General features: G+C 67.8%; 21 protein-coding genes. 13 read left to right on the top strand and 8 right to left on the bottom strand.

Features of this window, described 5'->3' with window-relative positions; translation table 11 throughout:
- Positions 1-13: 13 nt before the first annotated feature.
- Together J0F76_RS00830 and J0F76_RS00825 are read right to left on the bottom strand one after the other, a co-directional pair.
- A complete protein-coding gene (locus tag J0F76_RS00830; protein ID WP_207464683.1) occupies positions 14-826 on the bottom strand; it encodes a glutamate racemase in 813 nt (270 codons plus the stop codon).
- A gap of 89 nt (positions 827-915) precedes the next feature.
- Positions 916-4,305, bottom strand: a complete 3,390-nt coding sequence (locus tag J0F76_RS00825; RefSeq protein ID WP_207464681.1) for an indolepyruvate ferredoxin oxidoreductase family protein — start codon at positions 4,303-4,305, stop codon at positions 916-918.
- Positions 4,306-4,454: 149 nt separating this feature from the next.
- Between J0F76_RS00825 and J0F76_RS00820 the strand changes: the two genes are divergently transcribed.
- The 10 genes from J0F76_RS00820 to J0F76_RS00775 all read left to right on the top strand — a co-directional run bounded on the left by J0F76_RS00820 (position 4,455) and on the right by J0F76_RS00775 (position 14,506).
- Positions 4,455-5,360: a LysR family transcriptional regulator gene (locus J0F76_RS00820; protein ID WP_207464678.1), complete on the top strand. Its 906-nt coding sequence runs from the start codon at positions 4,455-4,457 to the stop codon at positions 5,358-5,360.
- A gap of 302 nt (positions 5,361-5,662) precedes the next feature.
- On the top strand, positions 5,663-7,858 hold the full coding sequence (gene purL / locus J0F76_RS00815) for a phosphoribosylformylglycinamidine synthase subunit PurL (protein ID WP_207464677.1): 2,196 nt from the start codon (positions 5,663-5,665) through the stop codon (positions 7,856-7,858).
- Positions 7,855-8,997: a bifunctional 2-C-methyl-D-erythritol 4-phosphate cytidylyltransferase/2-C-methyl-D-erythritol 2,4-cyclodiphosphate synthase gene (locus tag J0F76_RS00810; RefSeq protein WP_207464675.1), complete on the top strand. Its 1,143-nt coding sequence runs from the start codon at positions 7,855-7,857 to the stop codon at positions 8,995-8,997. Before purL ends, J0F76_RS00810 begins: the two co-directional genes overlap by 4 nt.
- A 4-nt stretch (positions 8,998-9,001) precedes the next feature.
- The gene (locus J0F76_RS00805; protein WP_207464673.1) at positions 9,002-9,490 is read left to right on the top strand and encodes a phosphatidylglycerophosphatase A family protein; all 489 of its coding nucleotides are present in this window, start codon (positions 9,002-9,004) and stop codon (positions 9,488-9,490) included.
- A complete protein-coding gene (locus J0F76_RS00800; RefSeq protein ID WP_207464671.1) occupies positions 9,487-9,957 on the top strand; it encodes a CinA family protein in 471 nt (156 codons plus the stop codon). The genes J0F76_RS00805 and J0F76_RS00800 overlap by 4 nt, the downstream gene beginning before the upstream one ends.
- Before the next feature lie 75 nt (positions 9,958-10,032).
- Positions 10,033-10,644: a holin-associated N-acetylmuramidase gene (locus J0F76_RS00795; RefSeq protein ID WP_207464669.1), complete on the top strand. Its 612-nt coding sequence runs from the start codon at positions 10,033-10,035 to the stop codon at positions 10,642-10,644.
- Entirely contained in the window at positions 10,635-11,156 is a 522-nt protein-coding gene (locus tag J0F76_RS00790; RefSeq protein ID WP_207464667.1) for a holin family protein, read from the top strand. The genes J0F76_RS00795 and J0F76_RS00790 overlap by 10 nt, the downstream gene beginning before the upstream one ends.
- Before the next feature lie 102 nt (positions 11,157-11,258).
- On the top strand, positions 11,259-13,220 hold the full coding sequence (locus J0F76_RS00785; RefSeq protein ID WP_207464664.1) for a heme lyase CcmF/NrfE family subunit: 1,962 nt from the start codon (positions 11,259-11,261) through the stop codon (positions 13,218-13,220).
- Positions 13,217-13,672: a cytochrome c-type biogenesis protein gene (locus tag J0F76_RS00780; RefSeq protein ID WP_207464662.1), complete on the top strand. Its 456-nt coding sequence runs from the start codon at positions 13,217-13,219 to the stop codon at positions 13,670-13,672. Before J0F76_RS00785 ends, J0F76_RS00780 begins: the two co-directional genes overlap by 4 nt.
- A gap of 63 nt (positions 13,673-13,735) precedes the next feature.
- The gene (locus J0F76_RS00775) at positions 13,736-14,506 is read left to right on the top strand and encodes an enoyl-CoA hydratase-related protein (protein WP_207464660.1); all 771 of its coding nucleotides are present in this window, start codon (positions 13,736-13,738) and stop codon (positions 14,504-14,506) included.
- Here J0F76_RS00775 and J0F76_RS00770 read toward each other — a convergent pair whose 3' ends face one another.
- From J0F76_RS00770 to J0F76_RS00760, 3 genes are all read right to left on the bottom strand, one after another.
- A complete protein-coding gene (locus J0F76_RS00770) occupies positions 14,507-15,241 on the bottom strand; it encodes an NUDIX hydrolase (protein ID WP_207464658.1) in 735 nt (244 codons plus the stop codon).
- Positions 15,187-15,615: a DUF983 domain-containing protein gene (locus tag J0F76_RS00765; RefSeq protein WP_242689896.1), complete on the bottom strand. Its 429-nt coding sequence runs from the start codon at positions 15,613-15,615 to the stop codon at positions 15,187-15,189. Before J0F76_RS00765 ends, J0F76_RS00770 begins: the two co-directional genes overlap by 55 nt.
- 85 nt (positions 15,616-15,700) lie before the next feature.
- On the bottom strand, positions 15,701-17,086 hold the full coding sequence (locus tag J0F76_RS00760; RefSeq protein ID WP_207464656.1) for a diguanylate cyclase: 1,386 nt from the start codon (positions 17,084-17,086) through the stop codon (positions 15,701-15,703).
- A gap of 102 nt (positions 17,087-17,188) precedes the next feature.
- Here J0F76_RS00760 and J0F76_RS00755 point away from each other — a divergent pair, with 102 nt between their 5' ends.
- Genes J0F76_RS00755 through J0F76_RS00745 form a run of 3 tightly spaced genes read left to right on the top strand, consistent with a single transcriptional unit; the run spans position 17,189 to position 19,044 of the window.
- Positions 17,189-17,476 carry a DUF3572 family protein gene (locus J0F76_RS00755; RefSeq protein WP_207464647.1) on the top strand — a complete coding sequence of 96 codons (288 nt, stop codon included), beginning with the start codon at positions 17,189-17,191 and terminating at the stop codon, positions 17,474-17,476.
- Between the two features lie 51 nt (positions 17,477-17,527).
- Entirely contained in the window at positions 17,528-18,040 is a 513-nt protein-coding gene (locus J0F76_RS00750) for a heme NO-binding domain-containing protein (RefSeq protein WP_207464645.1), read from the top strand.
- On the top strand, positions 18,037-19,044 hold the full coding sequence (locus J0F76_RS00745) for a GGDEF domain-containing protein (protein ID WP_207464643.1): 1,008 nt from the start codon (positions 18,037-18,039) through the stop codon (positions 19,042-19,044). Before J0F76_RS00750 ends, J0F76_RS00745 begins: the two co-directional genes overlap by 4 nt.
- On the opposite strand, the gene tpiA is transcribed toward J0F76_RS00745, so the two are convergent.
- The 3 genes from tpiA to J0F76_RS00730 all read right to left on the bottom strand — a co-directional run bounded on the left by tpiA (position 19,019) and on the right by J0F76_RS00730 (position 20,709).
- A complete protein-coding gene (tpiA, locus tag J0F76_RS00740; protein ID WP_207464641.1) occupies positions 19,019-19,765 on the bottom strand; it encodes a triose-phosphate isomerase in 747 nt (248 codons plus the stop codon). The genes J0F76_RS00745 and tpiA overlap by 26 nt on opposite strands.
- Positions 19,766-19,848: 83 nt before the next feature.
- Positions 19,849-20,220, bottom strand: a complete 372-nt coding sequence (locus J0F76_RS00735) for a HesB/IscA family protein (RefSeq protein ID WP_207464639.1) — start codon at positions 20,218-20,220, stop codon at positions 19,849-19,851.
- Positions 20,221-20,355: 135 nt separating this feature from the next.
- The gene (locus tag J0F76_RS00730) at positions 20,356-20,709 is read right to left on the bottom strand and encodes an SUF system Fe-S cluster assembly protein (protein WP_207464637.1); all 354 of its coding nucleotides are present in this window, start codon (positions 20,707-20,709) and stop codon (positions 20,356-20,358) included.
- Positions 20,710-20,755 lie beyond the last annotated feature (46 nt).

The raw sequence follows: 20,755 nt of genomic DNA, 5'->3' as shown, positions 1-20,755 counted from the left end.
CATGGTCTTGACCTCATGCTGCCTCGAAGTGGATCGGACGGCGCAGGAACTGCGTGGCCTTGCCGGACACCCGCACCGGATCGCCCGTGGTCAGGTTCTTCGATTCCGTGCCCGATCCCAGGAATTCGGGCCTGCGCTGCAGGTAATCGGCCAGGCTTTCCGCGACCAGTCCCGCCTGGCTGAAGACCTTGACCTCGGGGCCAAGGGCCTTCTGGAACGCGGCCTCGACCAGCGGGTAATGGGTGCAGCCCAGCACGGCGGCCTCGGGGTGGGGCATCCGGCGCAGAAGCGCCTCGACATGAGAGGCCACCAGCGCCTCGGCCAGGATTTCGTCGCCCATCTCGATGGCATCGACGACGCCGCCGCAGGGCTGCGCCTCGACATCGACGCCCACGGCGCGGAAGGCCAGTTCCCGCTGGAAGGCGCGGCTGGCGACGGTTGCCGGGGTGGCGAACAGGGCGACGTGCTTGACCGCGACCTCGCGGGGCGGCGAGTTGTCGCCCCAGCGGCGTTCGGTCAACGCCTCGATCATGGGAACGAAGACGCCCAGGACGCGCTTGTCGGCAGGCAGCCATTTTTCCTGCATCCGCTTCAGCGCGGCGGCGGACGCCGTGTTGCAGGCCAGGATCACCAAGTCGCAGCCTTCGGCCCAAAGCCGTTCCACGCCGGCGCAGGTCAGGTTGAAGATATCCTCGGCGGTGCGGGTGCCGTAAGGGGTATGGGCGTTGTCGCCCAGATAGACCAGCGGCAGGTCGGGCAGGCGGGCGGCGATGGCCTGATGGACGGTCAGCCCGCCAAGACCCGAATCGAAGACGCCTACTGCCATGATGTCACCCTTGTCCGTCGCGCGAGGCGTCTTTCTAGGGCGCCTCGCGTATTTTGGAAATGACTTAGATCAGGTCGCCCACCAAAGTGTCATTCGGCGGCCTGCTGCAAGGGTGCCTTCCCGCTGCGGAACTGCGCCAGCAGTTCCGTGCGGCGCACCGCCGCCGCCGCCTCGGCCTGGGCCTTGACCGGGCCATAGCCGCGCACCGCCAGGGGCAGTTCGGCCAGTTCGAGGGCGACGGGCATGGTGGCGTCCGTGACCTTGGTCAGGATTTCGCGCATGTCGGCCTCATACTCGCGGATGGCGGCGCGTTCGTGGCGGCGCTCGGCCATGTAGCCGAAGGGATCGAAGGGCGTGCCGCGCAGGAACTTCATGCGCGCCAGAACCTTGAAGCCGGTCAGCATCCAGGCGCCGAACTCGCGCTTCCTGGGACGGCCCTCGGAGTTCTTGCCGCCCAGGATCGGTGGTGCAAGGTGCAGGGTCAGCTTTGTGTCCCCGTCCCATTGCGCCGCGATCTGTTCGGCGGTCGTCAGGTGCAGCCGGGCGACCTCGTATTCGTCCTTGTAGGCCAGCAGCTTGTAATAGCCGCGCGCGACGCTTTCCCGCAGCGGGGCAGGGGCCGCATCCACCAGCTTGCGGAACCGGCGGGCGAGGCGCCTGTTCTGGTAGCCCACCAGCCGGGCTTCGCGATAGGCGACGGGATCGGGGGGCAGTTGCGTCACCGGGGCGGGCTTGCGGGTCTGGTCGGGGAAGGCCATGGCCCAGCGGCCGATCTGGAAGGCCCGCTGGTTTTCCGCGACCTTGGCGCCGTTCAGCTCGATCGCCTGCATGATCGCCTCCAGCGACAGCGGGATCAGGCCCTGCTGCCAGGCGGCACCCAGCACCAGCATGTTGGAATAGATCGAATCCCCCAGCATCCGCAGCGCCAGATCGTTGGCGTCGAAGAAGGCCACCCGGTCGCGCAGCCGCGCCTGGAGCGAGACCCTCAACTGGTCCGAGGGCACGCGGAAATCGCGCAGGCGGGTGAAGTCGCCGGTGATGATCTCGTGGTCGTTGACCACCGCGCCGGTTCGGTTCGTTGTCATCAGCCCGATGGTCTTGGCGCCCGCCGTCACCACCAGGTCTCCGCCGATGATGCAGTCGGCCTCGCCCACGGCGACGCGGATGGCGCTGATGTCCTCGGGCTTGTTCGCCAGCCGCAGGTGGATATGGACCGCGCCGCCCTTCTGGGCGAGACCCGCCATCTCCATCATGCCGGCGCCCTTGCCGTCGATATGGGCGGCTTGGGCCAGTACCGCGCCGATGGTCACGACGCCGGTGCCGCCGACGCCGGTGATGACGACGTTGTGGGTGCCGCTGATCGCGGGCAGGGCGGGCAGGGGCAGGTCGGGGATGTCGAAGGCTTCGGCCTTGGGCTTGCGAAGCTTGCCGCCTTCGACGGTGACGAAGCTGGGGCAGAAGCCCTTGAGGCAGGAGTAATCCTTGTTGCAGGACGACTGGTCGATCTGGCGCTTGCGGCCCAGTTCGGTGTCCAAGGGCACGATCGACACGCAGTTCGACTGCACGCCGCAGTCGCCGCAGCCCTCGCAGACCTCGGGGTTGATCCAGACGCGGCGGTCGGGGTCGGGGAACTGGCCCTTCTTGCGGCGGCGACGCTTTTCGGCGGCGCAGGTCTGGATATAGAGGATCGCGCTGACGCCCTCGGTTTCCGCCAGTTCGCGCTGCACGGCCATCAGTTCCGCGCGTTCCTCGAAGCGAAGGCCCGCCGGGAATTGCTTCTGGTCGATATCTTCCTTTTCGTCATAGACGACGACCAGAGGCTTCACGCCCATCGCCACCAGCTCGGCGGCGATCTGATGCGCGGTCAGCCCGCCTTCGTTCGGCTGGCCGCCGGTCATGGCGACCGCGTCGTTGAACAGGATCTTGTAGGTGATGGTCGTGCCCGCCGCGATGGCCGCGCGGATCGCCAGGGAACCCGAGTGATTGTAGGTGCCGTCGCCCAGATTCTGGAACACGTGCTTGGTCTTGCTGAAGGGCGCCTCGCCGACCCAGTTCACGCCCTCGCCGCCCATATGGGTGAAGCCGGTGGTTTCCCGGTCCATCCACTGCACCATGTAGTGACAGCCGATCCCGGCATAGGCGCGGCTTCCCTCGGGCAGCTTGGTCGAGGTGTTGTGCGGGCAGCCCGAACAGAACCACGGGGTCCGCGTGGCGATCTCGGGCGCGTTGTCGGCGCGGCGGACCTCGGACAGGCGGGTCAGGCCCGCCTTGATGTGGTCGGTGCCGCGGCCTTCCTCGATCAGGATCTCGCCGATCTTCTGGGCGATCATCACGGGGTCCAGGGCATAGCGGGTGGGGAACAGTTCCGCCCCCGTCCGGTCGTGCTTCCAGCCGTGGACGCGGCGGCCGTGGCGGTTGTCGAAGATCGCTTCCTTCAACTGAACCTCGATCAGCTTGCGCTTTTCCTCGACGCAGACGATCAGCTCCAGCGTTTCCGACCATTCCTGGAAGGACTTCATGTCCAGGGGCCAGGTCTGCCCGACCTTGTAGGTGGTCAGGCCCAGGCGTTCGGCCTCGTCCTCGTCGATGCCCAGCAGGGACAGGGCATGGACCAGATCCAGCCAGTTCTTGCCCGCCGCGACGAAGCCGATCTTGGCGCCCGGCTTGCCCCAGACCTTGTGGTCGATCTTGTTGGCCCGCGAAAACGCCTCGGCCGCCCAACGCTTGTAGTCGATCATCCGCGCCTCGGACGCCACGGGCGTGTCGTGCAGGCGGATGTTCAGCCCGCCTTCGGGCATCTGGAACTCGGGCGCGACGAAGGACAGCCGGAAAGGATCGCCGTTCACGACCGAGGTCGCCTCGACCGTGTCCTTCATGGTCTTGAGGCCGGTCCAGACGCCCGCAAAGCGCGACAGGGCAAAGGCATAAAGCCCATAGTCCAGGATTTCCTGCACCCCGGCAGGCGACAGCACCGGGATATAGCGGTCGATCATCGCCCAGTCGGACTGGTGCAGCACGGACGAACTTTCGCCGGTATGGTCGTCGCCCATGGCCATGACCACGCCGCCATGCGTCGAGGTGCCGGCCATGTTGGCGTGGCGCATCACGTCGCCGGACCGGTCCACGCCCGGACCCTTGCCATACCACAGCGCGAAGACGCCATCATATTTCCCTTCGCCGCGCAGTTCCGCCTGCTGGGTGCCCCAGATCGCGGTCGCGGCCAGATCCTCGTTCAGGCCGGGCTGGAACAGGATGTTCGATGCCGACAGCCGCTTGCCTTCGCGCATCATCGCCAGATCGACGCCCCCCAGAGGCGATCCGCGATAGCCGGTCACGAAGCCCGCCGTGTTCAGCCCCGCCGCCTTGTCGCGCGCGGCCTGCATCAGCATCAGCCGCACCAAGGCCTGCGTGCCGTTCAGCAGCACCTGCGGCTTTGCCAGATCGAAGCGGTCGGCTAGCGAGAATTCCTGCTTGCTCATTCCAATAACTCCTCCACCGGCCCTCAGTATAGGTCAGCTTTGCTGACCGAACAAAGGAAAAATGCCGCAGCCGCTTTCTCTTGCCGGGATGCGGCATTCGGGGTAGGTCTGCAAAAAACGCATGGCTGACACGGCAGGATTGTAACAGCATGGACTGGGACAAGCTCAGAATATTTCACGCCGTTGCCGATGCGGGCAGCCTGACCCATGCCGGCGACACGCTGCACCTGTCGCAATCCGCCGTCAGCCGGCAGATTCGCGCACTGGAGGAATCGCTGGGAACGACGCTGTTCCACCGCCACGCGCGGGGGCTGATTCTGACGGAACAGGGCGAATTGCTGTTCGACGCCACCTCGGCCATGGCGCGCAAGCTGGACACGGCCGCCGCCCGCATCCGCGACAGCGAGGAGCATGTCTTCGGCGAATTGCGCGTCACCGCCGCCGTGGGCTTCGGCACGCTGTGGCTCGCGCCGCGTCTGGTCAAGCTTTATGAAAAGTTTCCCGACCTCAAGATCGACCTGATGCTGGAGGAACGTCTGCTGGACCTGCCTATGCGCGAGGCCGATGTCGCCATCCGCATGAAGGAGCCCAGCCAGTCCGACCTGATCCGGCGCCGCCTTCTGAATATCCGGATGCGGCTTTACGCGACCCAGGATTACCTGGCAAAGGCCGGCGTCCCCCAGACCATAGCCGATCTGTCGTCGCACCGTCTGATCTGCCAGAAGCCCGACCAGCCGCAGGTCGCGGCGGGCGCGCGCCTCGTGCAGGAGATCATGGCCCAGAACATCGTCTCGACCCTGACGGTGAACAACTATTTCGGCGTGTTGCAGGCGGTGCTGGCAAACCTCGGCATCGGGGTCCTGCCGGATTACCTGACTGCCGACCACAAGCAACTGGTCCGCGTGCTGCCCGACCTGGAATCGGGCGAGGTGCCGGTCTTCCTGGCCTATCCCGAGGAGTTGCGCCAGACCCGCCGCGTCGCCGTCTTCCGCGACTTCGTGCTGGAGGAAATCCAGGATTACCGCCGCCGCCAAAGCGAGGCGATGCTGGCCTGAACGGCAGCGCCGCCTGTGGCTTTTGCAATCTAGGCGTGTAGCTATTCCGCAACTGCATGTCAGCTATGCTGCGGCTGCGGCATGATCCCTCTTGAACCGTTAACAGCCTGCCCATAAATCGGGCTTCGAAGGCGATGGTCAGCGTAATCGCTCATCACCTTCTACCTCCCTGTTGGACTTAGGCCGGGCCTCGTGCCCGGCTTTTTTTTGGCCTGCCTTGGGCGGCGCGTCGGCGCGGCCCTTCCCATGTGCGCCGACTGGCCATAAAAGGCGCCAGATCCCACGCGCAGGAAGGCCATGACATGCAGGAACCGACGATCACCCCCGACCTGATCGCTGCGCACGGGCTGAAGCCCGACGAATACGATCGCATCCTGCAGATCATCGGGCGCGAACCCACCTTCACGGAATTGGGCATCTTCAGCGCCATGTGGAACGAGCATTGTTCCTACAAGTCGTCGAAGAAATGGCTGCGCACCCTGCCGACGACCGGCCCGCAGGTCATTTGCGGCCCCGGCGAGAACGCGGGCGTGGTGGACATCGGCGCCAATGAACAGGGGATCCGGCAGGCCGTGGTCTTCAAGATGGAAAGCCACAACCACCCCAGCTACATCGAGCCGCACCAGGGCGCTGCGACCGGCGTGGGCGGCATCCTGCGCGACGTCTTCACCATGGGCGCACGCCCTATTGCCGCCATGGACGCGCTGTCCTTCGGCCGCCCCGAGCATCCCAAGACCGCGCATCTGGTCAAGGGCGTGGTGGAAGGCATCGGCGCCTATGGCAACGCCTTCGGCGTCCCGAACGTGGGCGGAGAGGTCCGCTTCCACCGCAGCTATGACGGAAACTGCCTGGTCAACGCCTTCGCGGCGGGCCTGGCCGATGCGGACAAGATCTTCTACTCGGCGGCTTCGGGCATCGGCATGCCGGTGGTCTATCTGGGCGCCAAGACCGGCCGCGACGGCGTCGGCGGCGCGACCATGGCCAGCGCCGAGTTCGACGACACCATCGAGGAAAAGCGCCCCACCGTGCAGGTGGGCGATCCCTTCACCGAAAAATGCCTGCTGGAAGCCTGCCTCGAGCTGATGCAGACCGACAGCGTCATTTCCATCCAGGACATGGGCGCGGCGGGCCTGACCTGTTCGGCGGTCGAGATGGGCGACAAGGGTGGGCTTGGCATCAAGCTGATCCTCGACGCCGTGCCGCAGCGCGAAACGAACATGACGGCCTACGAGATGATGCTGTCGGAATCCCAGGAACGGATGCTGATGGTCCTCAAGCCCGAGAAGGAGGCCGAGGCCCGCGCCATCTTCGAGAAATGGGATCTGGACTTCGCCATCGTGGGCGAGACGATCGCCGAGGACCGTTTCCTGATCGTCCATGGCAACGAGACGAAGGCCGACCTGCCGCTGTCGAAGCTGTCCTCCTCTGCGCCGGAATACGACCGTCCGTGGGTCGAGACTCCCGCCGCCGGACCCATGCCGGACCTGCCCGCGATCACGCCGATCCAGGCGCTGCGCGCGCTGATCGGCAGCCCGTCCCATGCCCACAAGGGCTGGGTCTGGGAACAGTACGACACCCAGGTCGGCGCCGACACGATCCGCCGTCCCGGCATGGGCGCGGGCGTGGTCCGCGTCCACGGCACCAACAAGGCGCTTGCCTTCACCAGCGACGTGACGCCCCGCTACGTCAAGGCCAACCCCTTCGAGGGCGGCAAGCAGGCCGTGGCCGAGGCTTACCGCAACCTGTCCGCCGTGGGCGCACTGCCGCTGGCCACGACCGACAACCTGAACTTCGGCAACCCCGAAAAGCCCGAGATCATGGGCCAGTTCGTCGGCGCGATCAAAGGCATCGGGGAAGCCTGCGCGGCGCTGGATTTCCCCATCGTGTCGGGCAACGTGTCGCTGTATAACGAGACCGACGGCAAGGGCATCCTGCCCACCCCGACCATCGGCGGCGTGGGCCTGATCGACGACCTGTCGAACCTGATCGCGGGCCTGCCGTCCGAAGGCGACGTGGCCATCGTCATCGGAGAGACGCGCGGACATCTGGGCCAGTCCGCGCTTGCCGCCGAGGCCTTCGGGATCGAGGACGGCGACGCGCCGCACGTGGACCTTGCCGCCGAACGCAAGCACGGAGAGTTCCTGCGCGCCAACCGCGCCCATGTGACCTCCGCGACCGACCTGTCCGACGGCGGCCTTGCCTTGGCCGCCTTCGAGATGGCCGAGGCGGCGGGCATCGGCCTGCGCCTGGACTCGGGCGACATCGCGCAACTGTTCGGAGAGGATCAGGCCCGCTATCTGGTCGCCTGCGACGCCGCGGGCGCGGACGCGCTGCTGAAGGCCGCCGAGGCTGCGGGTGTTCCCGCCGCCCAGGTCGGCGTCTTCGGCGGCATGGCCGTGCAGATGGGCGACGATGCCGGCGATCTGGCGGACCTGTCGGACCTGTATCGCACTGCCTTCGCCAAGGCGATCCGGGGCGACATGCCGGACCACGCATGACGGTCAGGGCGCCGGCGGGCTATGCCGCCATCGTCACCGCCGCCGGACGCGGCACCCGTGCGGGCGGCGCCCCGAAGCAATGGCGCGACCTGGGCGGCCGCAGCGTCCTGGCGCGCGCGTTGGATGCCTTTGCGGGCTTTGACCGCGTGGTGCTGGTGGTCCATCCCGACGATATGGGCCTTGCCCTCCGCGACCACGCGGGCGGCGTCACTATCGTGAGCGGCGGCGACACCCGCGCGGCCAGCGTCATGGCCGGGCTTGAGGCGTTGGAAGGGCAGGCCACCCATGTCCTGATCCATGACGGCGCGCGGCCCCTGGTCGGCGAGGCCGTGATTCAGGGCGTGATCGACGCGCTGCAGGCGGGCGCGCCCGCCGCCGCTCCGGCGCTGCCCGTGACGGATGCCTTGTGGCGCGGCGCGGACAATGCCGTGACCGCCACCGCCCCCCGCGACGGGCTTTTCCGCGCGCAAACGCCTCAGGGCTTTGCCTTGGACCAAATATCCAAGGCGCACCGCCTGCACCCGGACGACGCCGCCGACGATGTGGAACTGGCCCTCAAGGCCGGGGTTCCCGTCGCGATCACGCCGGGGTCCGAGGACAACCTGAAGATCACCTTTCCCGCCGACTTCGCGCGGGCCGAACGGATATTGGGGACCGCGATGGATATTCGCCTTGGCAACGGCTACGACGTCCACGCCTTCGGGCCGGGCGACTACGTCTGGCTCTGCGGCGTGCAGGTCGCGCATGACGCGGGCCTGGTCGGCCATTCCGACGCCGATGTCGGGATGCACGCGCTGACCGATGCCATCTATGGCGCGCTGGCCGAGGGCGACATCGGCCGCCACTTCCCCCCGTCCGACCCGCAATGGAAGGGCGCCGACAGCGCGATCTTCCTGCGCCACGCCGCCGATCTGGCCCGGCAACGGGGCTTCATCTTCGGAAACGCCGACGTGACGCTGATCTGCGAAGCGCCGAAGATCGGACCCCATGCCGCCGCCATGCAGGCGCGTCTAGCCGCCATCATGGGCGTGGACGCCAGCCGCGTCAGCGTCAAGGCGACCACCTCGGAACGGCTGGGCTTCACCGGACGGCGCGAAGGCATCGCGGCCATCGCCACCGCCGCGCTGATGAAGGCGTGAACCCATGATCGCCACCATCGTCACCGTCTTCGGCATCGGCCGGCTGCGTCCCGGCCCCGGCACCTGGGGATCGGCCGCAGCCGTCCTGCTGGCCGTCCTGGTCTATCAGGCCGGGGGCGCGCTGCTGATCCCCTTGGGCGCGCTCCTCGCCGCCCTGATCGGCTTCTGGGCCGTCCCGCAGGCGCTGCGCATGACCACGGACGAAGATCCGTCGTGGATCGTGATCGACGAGGTCGCGGGCCAGTGGCTCGCCATGTCCTTCACCGTGATCCCGCTGTGGCGGCACGGGGTCTCGATCCTGGACGCCTGGCCGGGCTTTGTCGTGCCCTTCCTGCTGTTCCGCCTGTTCGACATCTGGAAACCCTGGCTGGTGGGCCGGGCCGACCGGCAGGGCGGGGCCGTGGGCGTGATGATGGACGACCTGTGGGCCGGGCTGTTCGCGGGGATCGTCTCGGTCGTCCTGGCCGGGATCTACCATGGACTGCTGCAATGACCCTGGCTTCCGATGTCCTGGACGCCGCCCGCGCGCGGGGCGTGCTGATCGCCACCGCCGAAAGCTGCACCGGCGGGCTGGTCATCGGCGCCCTGACCGAGGTGCCGGGATCGTCCGACGCCGTGGACCGGGGCTTCGTCACCTATTCCAACGCCGCCAAGCAGCAGATGCTGGGCGTGCGGGCGGAAACGCTGGAGGCGCATGGCGCGGTCAGCGAACAGGTCGCGTCGGAAATGGTCTCGGGGGCGCTGCGCAACTCGGGCGCGGGGATCGCCGTGGCCGTCACCGGCATCGCGGGGCCGGGGGGGTCGGAACACAAGCCCGAAGGTCGGGTCTGCTTCGGCATCGCCGAACCCTTCGGCACCCGCACCGAAACCGTCGAATTCGGCGCCATCGGCCGCAGCCAGGTCCGCGCCGCTACCGTGGAACACGCGCTGCAGATGCTGCTGGACGCGCTGAGCCGCTAGCAACGCGCGGCCGGTTAACAGGCCGTTAACGCGGCCACAGCACCCTTGTGCCTCATTTGCAGGACGAGGGTGCCCATGCCAAGCGTTGAGGAAGTCGCCGCGCAGATCGTCGCGCGTGAGGGCGGTTACGTGAACGATCCGGACGATCCGGGCGGGGCCACGAACTTTGGCGTCACGGTCGGGACGATGGAATCCCTGGGGCTGGACCTGAACAAGGACGGCCGCGTCGATGCCACGGACGTGCGGATGCTGACCCGCGCGCAGGCGCAGCAGATCTTCGTGGAACACTACTTCAAGCGTCCGCGCCTGTCCGAACTGCCGGACACGGTGCAGGCCAGCGTCTTCGACATGTATGTGAACGCCGGGGCCAATGCCGTGAAGATCCTGCAGCGGCTGGTCGCGCGGATGGGCTTTGCCGCGACCGCCGACGGCGCGATCGGCCCGCAGACCATCGCGGCGGCGCATGACGCGGCGGCGGCAGCCCCCGATCACTTCGCCGATGCCTACGGGATCGCCCGGCGGAACTATTACTACTCCCTGGCCGATCAGCGCCCTGCCAGCCGCAAGTATGCCCGCACCAAGGCGGGCGGGAAGGGCGGCTGGATCACCCGCGCCGAGGAGTTCATCAGTCCCCGTTACCACCTGACCGAGGCCGAGCATCGCGAAAGGACCGCCAAATGGGCATGATCGACCGCTTCATCGGCCTGGGCCAGGGCGTCACCGCGCTTGGCAGCGCCGCGACAGGCATGGCCGAGGTCTTCACCCAGAACGCCACCCGCAAGATGGAGCTTGAGGAAGAGGCCTATGCCCGCGCAATCAACCAGTTGGGGCAGGAGTTCCAGGCGGTTCGCCCCGGCTTCTTCGACAGCTTCGTCAACGGCCTGAACCGCCTTCCCCGGCCGCTGCTGGCCTTGGGGACCATGGGCCTGTTCATCTATGCCATGGTCGAGCCCGCGGGCTTCGGCCTGCGCATGGTGGGCCTGCAGCAGGTGCCCGAGCCCCTGTGGTGGCTGCTGGGCGCCATCGTCGGCTTCTACTTCGGTGCCCGCGAGGCCCATCATTTCCGCCACCGCGTCTGGCCCGCCGGGCAGGTCAGGACCACCGTCACGACGCAGCAGGTTGCGGCAGTCCGGAACGGGGATGACGACTTCTCGGACAACGCCGCGCTGCGCGACTGGCTGGCGAGCCTGCGCGCATAGGCCGCAGCCGCGGCGCTCAAAAACCCGGACGGCAGACCAAGGGGGGACTTTTCCCCCCTTTTGCATGGCCCTATGCTGGGCAGGCACCAAGGGACCGCCGCCATGACAGCAGAATTCGGCCATTTCGCCCTGATCCTCGCCTTTGCGGTATCACTGTATCAGATGGTGGTGCCGATGGTCGGGGCGTCGAAGGGCTGGGCAGGATGGATGGACAGCGCCCGCCCCGCCGCCGTGGCGCAGTTCCTGCTGGTCGGCCTGTCCTTCGCGGCGCTGACGGCGGCCTTCGTCACCTCGGACTTCTCGCTGAAGCTGGTCTACGAGAATTCGCATACGGCCAAGCCGATGCTTTACAAGATCAGCGGCGTCTGGGGAAACCACGAAGGCTCGATGCTGCTGTGGGTGTTGATCCTGTCGCTGTTCGGGGCCGCGGCTGCGGCCTTCGGCGACAACCTGCCCCCTGCCTTGCGGGCGCGGGTGCTGGCGGTGCAGGCCGCCATCGGCGCGGCCTTCTACGGCTTCATCATCTTCACCTCGAACCCGTTCCTGCGGCTGGCAAGCCCGCCCTTCGACGGGCGCGACCTGAACCCGCTGCTGCAGGACCCCGGCTTGGCCTTCCATCCGCCGTTCCTTTATCTGGGCTATGTGGGCCTTTCGATGGCGTTTTCCTTCGCGGTCGCCGCGCTGATCGACGGGCGCGTGGACGCCGCCTGGGCACGCTGGGTGCGGCCCTGGACGCTGGCCGCCTGGATGTTCCTGACCGTGGGCATCGCGCTGGGGTCGTGGTGGGCCTATTACGAACTGGGCTGGGGCGGCTTCTGGTTCTGGGACCCGGTCGAGAACGCCAGCTTCATGCCTTGGCTGCTGGCCGCCGCCCTGCTGCATTCCGCCATCGTCGTCGAAAAGCGAGAGGCGCTGAAAAGCTGGACCATCCTGCTGGCAATCATGGCCTTCGGCTTTTCCATGGTCGGCACGTTCATCGTGCGATCGGGCGTCATCACCTCGGTCCACAGCTTTGCCAGCGATCCGGCACGGGGCGTCTTCATCCTGGCCATCCTGGTCGTCTTCACGGGCGGCGCGCTGACGCTTTATGCCGCGCGGGCAGGCTCGATGACCGCGAAGGGGGTCTTTGCGCCGGTCTCGCGCGAGGGCGCCCTGGTTCTCAACAACGTGCTGCTGGCGGTCGCGGCCTTCGTGGTCTTCATCGGCACCATGTGGCCGCTGATCGCGGAACTGCTGTGGGACCGCAAGCTGTCGGTCGGCGCACCCTTCTTCAACAAGGCCTTCACGCCCTTCATGATCGTCCTGGCGCTGGCCCTGCCGCTGGGGGCTATCATGCCTTGGAAGCGCGCGACCCTCGGCCGGGCCATGCGGCCCCTGGGGGGGGCGCTGGCCCTGACCGGGGCGGTGATGGCGCTTGTCTGGGCCGTCTCGACCGGGCGGTCGGCGCTGGCGGTGATCGGCGCGGGGCTTGGCGCCTGGATGATCTTCGGCGCGCTGGCGGAACTGGTTCACCGGACCGGCCAGTCGGGCCTATCCCGGCTGCTGCGCCTGCCGCGCGCCGACTGGGGCAAGGCCACCGCCCATGCGGGGCTTGGCGTCACCTTCATCGGCATCGCCCTTCTGACCGCCTGGCAGGTCGAGGACATCCGCGTGGCCCAGGTCGGCCAGCCGTTCCAGGTCGCGGATTACGAGATCACCCTGACCAGCGTGGACGAGGTCGAGGGGCCGAACTACCTCTCGACCACGGCGACGATGGAGGTTGCGCGGGGCGGCAGGCCGGTCGCGGTCCTGCAGCCTGAAAAACGCGTCTATCCCGTCCAGGCCATGCCCACGACCGAGGCCGCGATCGACAACGGCATCTTCCGCGACATCTATCTGGTGATCGGCGACGCGCAGGCCGACGGAGGCTGGGCGGTGCGCATCTACATCAAGCCCTTCGCCAACTGGATCTGGGCGGGCGCCCTGCTGATGGCGCTTGGCGGGATCATCAGCCTGTCCGACCGCCGCTATCGCGTGGCGGCCGGGGCGCGGCCCGCGCCTGCCAGGGCGGTGGCCGCGGAATGAGACGGCTTGTTCTTCTGATCGCCCTGCTTCTGCCCGTCGCGGCCTTCGCCGTGCAGCCGGACGAGGTGCTGCCCGATGCCGGTCAAGAGGCGCGGGCGCGCGAAATCTCTCAAATGCTGCGCTGCCCGGTCTGCCAGGGCGAGAACATCGACGAATCCAATGCGCCCATCAGCCGCGACCTGCGGCTTTACGTGCGCGAGCGGATCGTGGCCGGCGACAGCAACGACGAGGTGATCGACGCGGTGGTGGACCGCTTCGGCGAGTTCGTCCTGTTCGAGCCGCGCGCCCGGGGCGGCAACCTGGTCCTGTGGCTGGCCGGTCCGGTCATGGCGCTGCTGGCCCTGCTGTCGGCCTGGCGGTTCCTGCGCGGCCGCGCGCAAGCCCGCCCCGAGACAACCGAAACGCTGAGCCAGGCCGAACGCGAGCGGCTGGACCAGATCATGCGCGACTGACGCGGGGTCGGGCTTTCCCCGGTCGGCATTTCGGTCATGATGCCCTGAAAAAGGGGGACAGCCATGACCTATGAAACCATCCAGTTCGCCGTCGCGGACGGCGTGGCCACGCTGACGTTGAACCGTCCGCAGGTGATGAACGCGCTGAGCAGCCAGATGCGGCGCGAGATCACCGAGGCCGTCACGAACCTGCCCGACGAGGTGCGCTGCCTGGTCCTCACGGGGGCGGGCCGGGGGTTCTGCTCGGGACAGGATCTGACCGACCGGGCTGCGGCGGCCGATCTGGAGGGAACCCTGCGCGATGAATACGAACCCATGCTGCGGGCGATCCGCGCCTGCCGCGTGCCGGTGATCGCAGCGGTGAACGGCGTGGCGGCGGGCGCGGGGGCCAACCTCGCGCTGGCGGCGGACGTGGTGATCGCCGCCGAAAGCGCCAGCTTCATCCAGGCCTTCACGCGGATCGGGCTGGTTCCCGACGCAGGCGGCACCTTCATCATCCCGCGCGCCGTGGGCGCGGCGCGGGCGCTGGGCATGATGCTGTTCGCCGAACCTCTCGGCGCGCGCCAGGCGGCCGACTGGGGGCTGATCTGGGAAGCCCTGCCGGACGAGGCCTTTGCCCAGGGCGTTGCCGCCCGTGCCCGCCAGCTGGCGCAGGGGCCGACCGCCGCCTATCGCGCCATCCGCGAGGCGGTCCAGGCCTCGACCCAGAACGACATGGACGCGCAGCTTGCGCTGGAAGCGCGGTTGCAGGGCGAGGCGGGGCGCACGGCCGATTTCATCGAGGGGGTTACGGCCTTTCTGGAAAAGCGCCCGGCGCGATTTTCCGGCCGGTGATCAGGCGATCTGCGAGAAACGCGGCGTGGGGGTGCGATTGTCGAAGAACGGCACCGTGTCCGGAACCGGCAAGGCCGCGCCAAGGGGCAGGTCCGCCACCAGCTCGGCCAGTTCGGCCAGGACCACTTCGGTGATGAAGGGCAGGTCCAGGGCGCGGGCTTCCTGCAGGGGCACCCAGTGCAGGTGCGAAAGCTCGTCGCAGGCGCGGCCAAAGTCGTCGGGATCGGTGGCAAGGCGCGCGGCGTCGGCCACGAAGAAATGCGCGTCGAACCGACGCGGGCGGCCAGGCGGCGTGATGGCCCGGAACAGATAGACCAGGGCCGAGGCATCGGGGCAAAGGCCCGCCTCGGCAAAGCCCGGCCAGTCGCTGCGGCCGGGGCGCCCGATCAGCTGACCGGTTTCCTCGGCCAGTTCGCGCAGGGCGGCGGCGGCGATCGCATCGGGGGCGGGGGCACAATCAGGGCGCGGCTGCTGGAGCAGGCGGCCGCGATGCGGCTCGGCCACGGGGGCGGCCAGGGGCGCCCCGGCGTCGGCGGGATCGACCGCGCCGCCGGGAAAGACGTATTTGGACGGCATGAAGACCGCGCCCGCGCCGCGCATTCCCATCAGGACCGACACGCCCCCCGCCTGCCTGCGCAGCAGGATGACCGTCGCCGCGTCGCGGATGGGTGTCGCGTCGGTCACGATCCGGACCGGGGTGCGAGGTCGTCGAAGCCATGCATCCGCCGCGCCCATTGCAGGCCCACGAAGGCGCCCTTGATGCGCGGCAGCAGCAGCAGGGACAGGATGATCGCCCCCAGGCCGAAGGTCCAGATCATCGTCATGGCCGAGGGACGCCACGCCACATAGCAGGCCAGCAGGATCGGTGCGCCCAGGTGCGAGACCAGCAGGATCGTCAGATAGGCCGGCCCGTCGTCGGCGCGCTGGTGATGCAGGGCCTCGCCGCAGGCGGGGCAATGATCGGCGACCTTCAGGAAGGACCGGAACAACTTGCCCTCGCCGCAGGCCGGACACCGCCCCAGGGCACTGCGCAGCATGGCTTGCCCGGTCGGGCGTTCAGACGGATCGCTGGGGGCAAGGGGATGGGACACGGCAATCTCCGGCATCATGGGGCAGGGCGCCAATCTAGGGGCTGATGCGCCGCGATGCCAGTCCTTCAAGGCGCCCGCTGCCTGTTCCCTTCGTCGCGGTGCTTCAATGGACGGGCTGCATGGGCGCCATGAGGACAAGGTTGCGGCCCAGCGACTTCGCCGCCATCATGGCCCGGTCGGCCCGTTCCAGCGCGATCTCGGCCACCAGGTCGGGGCGGCTGATGTGAAAGGGCGCCTGTTCTAGCGCGACGCCGACCGACAGGGTCGCCTGGACCTGCCCCCCGCCCGAGATGCGGGGCAGCAGGGTGGGCCTCGTCTCGACGGCATGGCGGATGTCCTCGGCCATGCGATGGGCTTCGCCTTCGCTCGCGTCCGGCAGGACGACCAGGAACTCCTCTCCTCCAAGACGCGCGGTCATGCCCCGGCCCGCCACGATCGCCTCGATCCGGCGGGCGACGTCGCACAGGACGGCATCGCCGGCAGAGTGGCCGAAGCTGTCATTGATCGTCTTGAACCGATCCAGGTCCAGCGCCATCACCGCGAAACCGGACTGGCGCCGCATGGCGCAGCGGGCGATTTCCGCCAGTTGCGGCTGCGCATAGCGCCGGTTGTAAAGCCCTGTCAGGGGATCGGTCATGGCCCAGGCCATGCTCTGCCGTATTTCCTTGCGGCGGCTGTCTGCCCTGCGCTTGCGGTTCAACTGGTTGCGCAGGGAAAGGGCGGCGATCTCGGCATTGTTCTCGGCCGTCGGGTCCAGCGGCAGGACCTCTCCGGCGCCGAGGTCGAGAGCGATGGCGCAAAGCTCCTCGCGCTCGGGCGCGACAAGGACGGCAAAGCCCGCCTCCTTCGATCCGTTGCGTGACCGAAGCTCGGACAGCAGCCGCAGCCCGTCGCCCTTGCGGTCGATATCCGCCGCGATGATGTACAGATCCGCGCCGTCGCCCTGGGCGGCCGCGCTCAGCGTCTCGTCGGGGCTGGAGATGGCGAAGCGGCAGTTCAGCCGGGGTTGCAGAATATGGCGCCAGCGCTGGGCGCGCGCCGGCTGATCCGCCACAAGGACCACGTTGCCCGACGGCGCCGGGGCAAAGCCCGCCGCCGCCTCGGCCATGCCCAGTTCCGGGGCGTCGTCGGTTTCCGCGTCGCGCAGCAATCCGCGGACACGGGCCAGCAACATCTGCTCCTCGACCCTCGGGTCCAGCACGGCGGACGCACCGGCCTCCAGCGCCTCGACCCGGCGCTGACCGTCGGCAAGCGCCAGCACGGGCGTGCGCGCGCGTTCGACGGACACAAGGCGGAAGAATTCGCCCAGTGGCAGGTCCGTGAACCCCGTGCCCAGCAGGATCAGGTCGGGACGGCCCAGCCGCAGCTGCGTCAGCAGTTCACCAGCATTGGCGGCCGTCAGCACGTCATAGCAGGCCCCGGACAACCGCACCTTCAGGCTGATCCGGCTCGTGGCGCTGCTTTCTGCTATGAGGATACGCGCGGTCATCGTAACGCCCCCCTTCCGACGGCCTGAGCGGAAGAATGGCATTGATTCCTTAAGAAAGGGTTTCCAAACAGGCGGCGGGAATGACAGAACCGGGGACGTGCAATGACATATACGCGAGAATCCGCGCATGAGCTGGCGACGACGGCCTTGCTTTACCTGGCGGAGCAGCCCGACCTGATGGCCCAGTTCCTGGGCGCGACGGGCCTTCAGCCGCAGGATCTGCGCAAGGTGGCTTCCAGCCCGGACCTGGCGCTGTATGTCCTGGACTATCTGCTGGAGGACGACCGGCGCGTCATGGATGCAGCCGCGGGGATGCAGGTCGCGCCTGGCGATCTTCTACATGCGCGCACGGCGCTTGCCGGGCCGGGAAGCTATGGCTGGCAGGTCTGAGTTTGCGATTTGTTCACTTCCTGGCCCTAGAAAGGGCGCCGGAGGTGACGAATGCACGAGTTTGCCAGCCGGGCCATCGAGAAGTTCCTGCACGACGAGGCCATCCACCGGGTCGAGGCAGGGCTGCTCTCTCCTGGCCAGATGCTCCAGGATGCGGCGGCGCAGTCGGGCAAGCCCCTCGACGAACTGACCGAGGATCTGGGCGCCTGGCTGGTGCAGCAGCATGAAATCTGGCGTCTTCTGCGCTTCTGCGGCAGCGACTTCCTGGATTTCCTGCTGCACCTGGACGAGTTGCCCGAGCGGATTCGCCTGATCGCGGACGATGTGGATGTTCCCGACATCGCGTTGTCCCGAAGCGCCGACGGCCTGGTCTGGGTGACGGTCTCGGGCGGTCCGCCCGGCTGGGACGCGCTGCTGGCCGGTCTCTTGCGGGCCATGGCCGACGACTATGGCACGCTTTGCGTCATCACGCGCGGGCCCGAGGGGATCTGCATCGACGTCTCTGATTCGGCCTTCGCCGAGGCGCGGACGTTCCACCTGTCATCCAGGGCGCGACCGGCATGACGCAGGCGCTGACCCTGGGGAAAGCCGCGCTTGACCGATTGATGCCGATGCACCTGTGCCTGTCCGAGGATGGCCAGATCCGTTTCGCCGGACCCACGATGCGCAAGCTGATCCCGCCCGATGCCAAAACAGCCGAGGATGTCTTCGTCCGGGCAAAGACGGCCGAACCCGTCTGCGTCATGGATTCCATCCGCTCCGCCGGTGCCGGCAGCCGGCTGTCGCTGCGGTTGCGGTGCCATCCCCAGACATTGTTGCGCGGGCACGCCGTCGCGCCGGGTTCCGGCAGCCTTCTGCTAAACTTCGGCTTCAGGGTCGGCTTGTCGGACGCCGTCGCGGCCTTCGGCCTGACCGAGAGCGATTTCGCGCCTCCCGAACTGGCGCTTGAACTGATGTTCCTGCAGGAAGCCAACCGCGCCATCCAGCAGGAACTCGCCCGCTTCAACCGTCACCTGATGCTGGCCCGCCAGGATGCCGAGCGAGAGGCCCATACCGATCCGCTGACCGCCGTCCTGAACCGGCGCGGGCTGCTGTCTGCGATGCGGGAGGCCCTGGATGGACGCGACGGGCGGTGCTTCGCGCTGATCCATCTGGACCTGGACAACTTCAAGCCGGTGAACGACCGCCTGGGTCATTCCGCCGGCGATCGCCTGCTGCGGGACGTGGCGCAGGTCCTGGGCCGGGTGACCCGCAGCCACGACCATGTCGCCCGGATCGGCGGGGACGAGTTCGTCCTGCTGCTGGGCGGCTCATGGTCCCGTCAGGCGCTGACCGGCATCGGGACACGGATCATCGAAGGGATCAGGCAGGTCTCGCCCGGGGATTGCGATGTATCCGCCAGCCTGGGAATCGTGCTGTCCGCAGGCTATGGGCCGGACGACATCGACCGGATGCTGAACGATGCCGATGTTGCCCTGTATCGATCCAAGCGGGGTGGCAAGGGGCGCGTCTCCGTCGCCCCCCTCGCGGCGGCGGGAACGCTTACGATGCTTCCAGGGCCGCGATGATAGGACCGAAATCGGCGGCCTTCAGGCTGGCGCCGCCGACAAGGGCACCGTCCACGTTGGCGATTGCAAAGATTTCTGCCGCGTTGCCGGGCTTGACGCTGCCGCCGTAGAGCAGCCGGACCTGCGCGGCATCCTCGATCCTGCCGCCAAGCCGCTCGCGCAGCAGCGCATGGACCTCGGCGATCTGGTCGTTGGTGGGCGTGCGCCCGGTGCCGATGGCCCAGACCGGCTCATAGGCGATGACGGTGTTTGTCGCCGTCGCGCCCTCGGGAATGGACCCGTCAAGTTGCGAGGCGATGAGGGCCAGCGTTTGCCCGTTGTCGCGCTGCGCCTCGGTCTCGCCCACGCAGATGATCGCCGTCAGGCCCGCGTCATGCGCGGCAGCGGCCTTGGCGGCAACGACCGCATCGGTCTCGCCGTGGTCGGCGCGGCGCTCGGAATGGCCCAGGATAACGAAGGCCGCGCCCGCGTCCTTCAACTGCGCCGCAGAGATGTCGCCCGTGTGGGCGCCCGAAGCCTTGGCGTGGCAATCCTGCCCGCCAAGCGCGATCGCCTTGTCGCCGACCCGCGCCTTCAACGGGTGCAGCAGCACGGCGGGCGGGCAGATCAGAACATCGCAACCGGGGGCAGGCTGGGCCGCGATCAGGACGTCGATCTCGTCCAGTGCGGCCAGGTTGCCGTTCATCTTCCAGTTTCCGGCTGCCAGTTTGCGCGGTGCCATGCCATTCCTCCTAAGCTACGCCAGTGGCTTAGGGCGGCAGGACGCGCTTCGCAATCATGATAGCGCCGCAACCGGCCGGGAAATCACCCGCCGGCGCGGCTGCCTTCCAGGGGCTCGAACCGTACCGATTCGCCGCAGCCGCAGGCGTCGGTCACATTGGGGTTGCGGAACCTGAACTGCGATTCCAGCACCCCGGTCTCATAGTCGATCTCGGTCCCGAAAAGGAACATCTGCGCCTTGGGCGCGATCAGCACGCGGGCCGCGCCCTGTTCGACCACTTCCTCGTTCGGCTCGGCCGCTTCGACCAGATCCATGGTGTATTCCATGCCCGCGCAGCCGCCCTTCTTCAGCCCGATCCGCAGGCCAAAGGCGTTCCTGCCGGCCATCAGCCGGGCGATCTGACGTTCGGCGGCGGGCGTGATGGTGACCGGAACCGATCCGGGAATGGCAAACATGGCGCGTTCCTTCTGTTCGCAAGAAAGATAGTCCCGCACCCCGCGCCCATCAAGACGCGGGCGTTTTCATCTTGGACCAAATATCCCACAGGGGGACCGGGGGACGTGAAGTCCCCCGGCTTGCACCCGCGAGGCCTACATGAAGCCCAGTTCCAGCCGGGCCTCGTCGGACATCATGTCCATGCCCCATTGCGGCTGGAAGGTCATCTCCACATCGACCTGCCTGACGCCCGGGATGGCCTCGACCGCGTCGGCGACCCAGCCCGGCATCTCGCCCGCGACCGGGCAGCCGGGCGCGGTCAGGGTCATGACCACGCGGACTTCGTTCCCGTCATTGATGCCAATCGTGTAGATCAGCCCCAGGTCGAAGATGTTGACGGGTATCTCGGGGTCGTAGACGGTCTTGCAGGCTTCGACGACGCTGTCATAAAGCGGATGGTCGGTGGACGAGGGCGCGATCAGCGGGGCGCCTTCCTGCAGTTCGGTCATGGCGTGTTCCTGTCAAATGCGCCCTTTATATAGGCGCAGGCCCTTG

The sequence above is a fragment of the Paracoccus fontiphilus genome, from assembly GCF_017356265.1.
In the GTDB taxonomy this organism is placed as follows: domain Bacteria; phylum Pseudomonadota; class Alphaproteobacteria; order Rhodobacterales; family Rhodobacteraceae; genus Paracoccus; species Paracoccus fontiphilus.
Note: the sequence above shows the minus strand (reverse complement) of the source record. Positions and strands in the feature narration are given on the sequence as shown.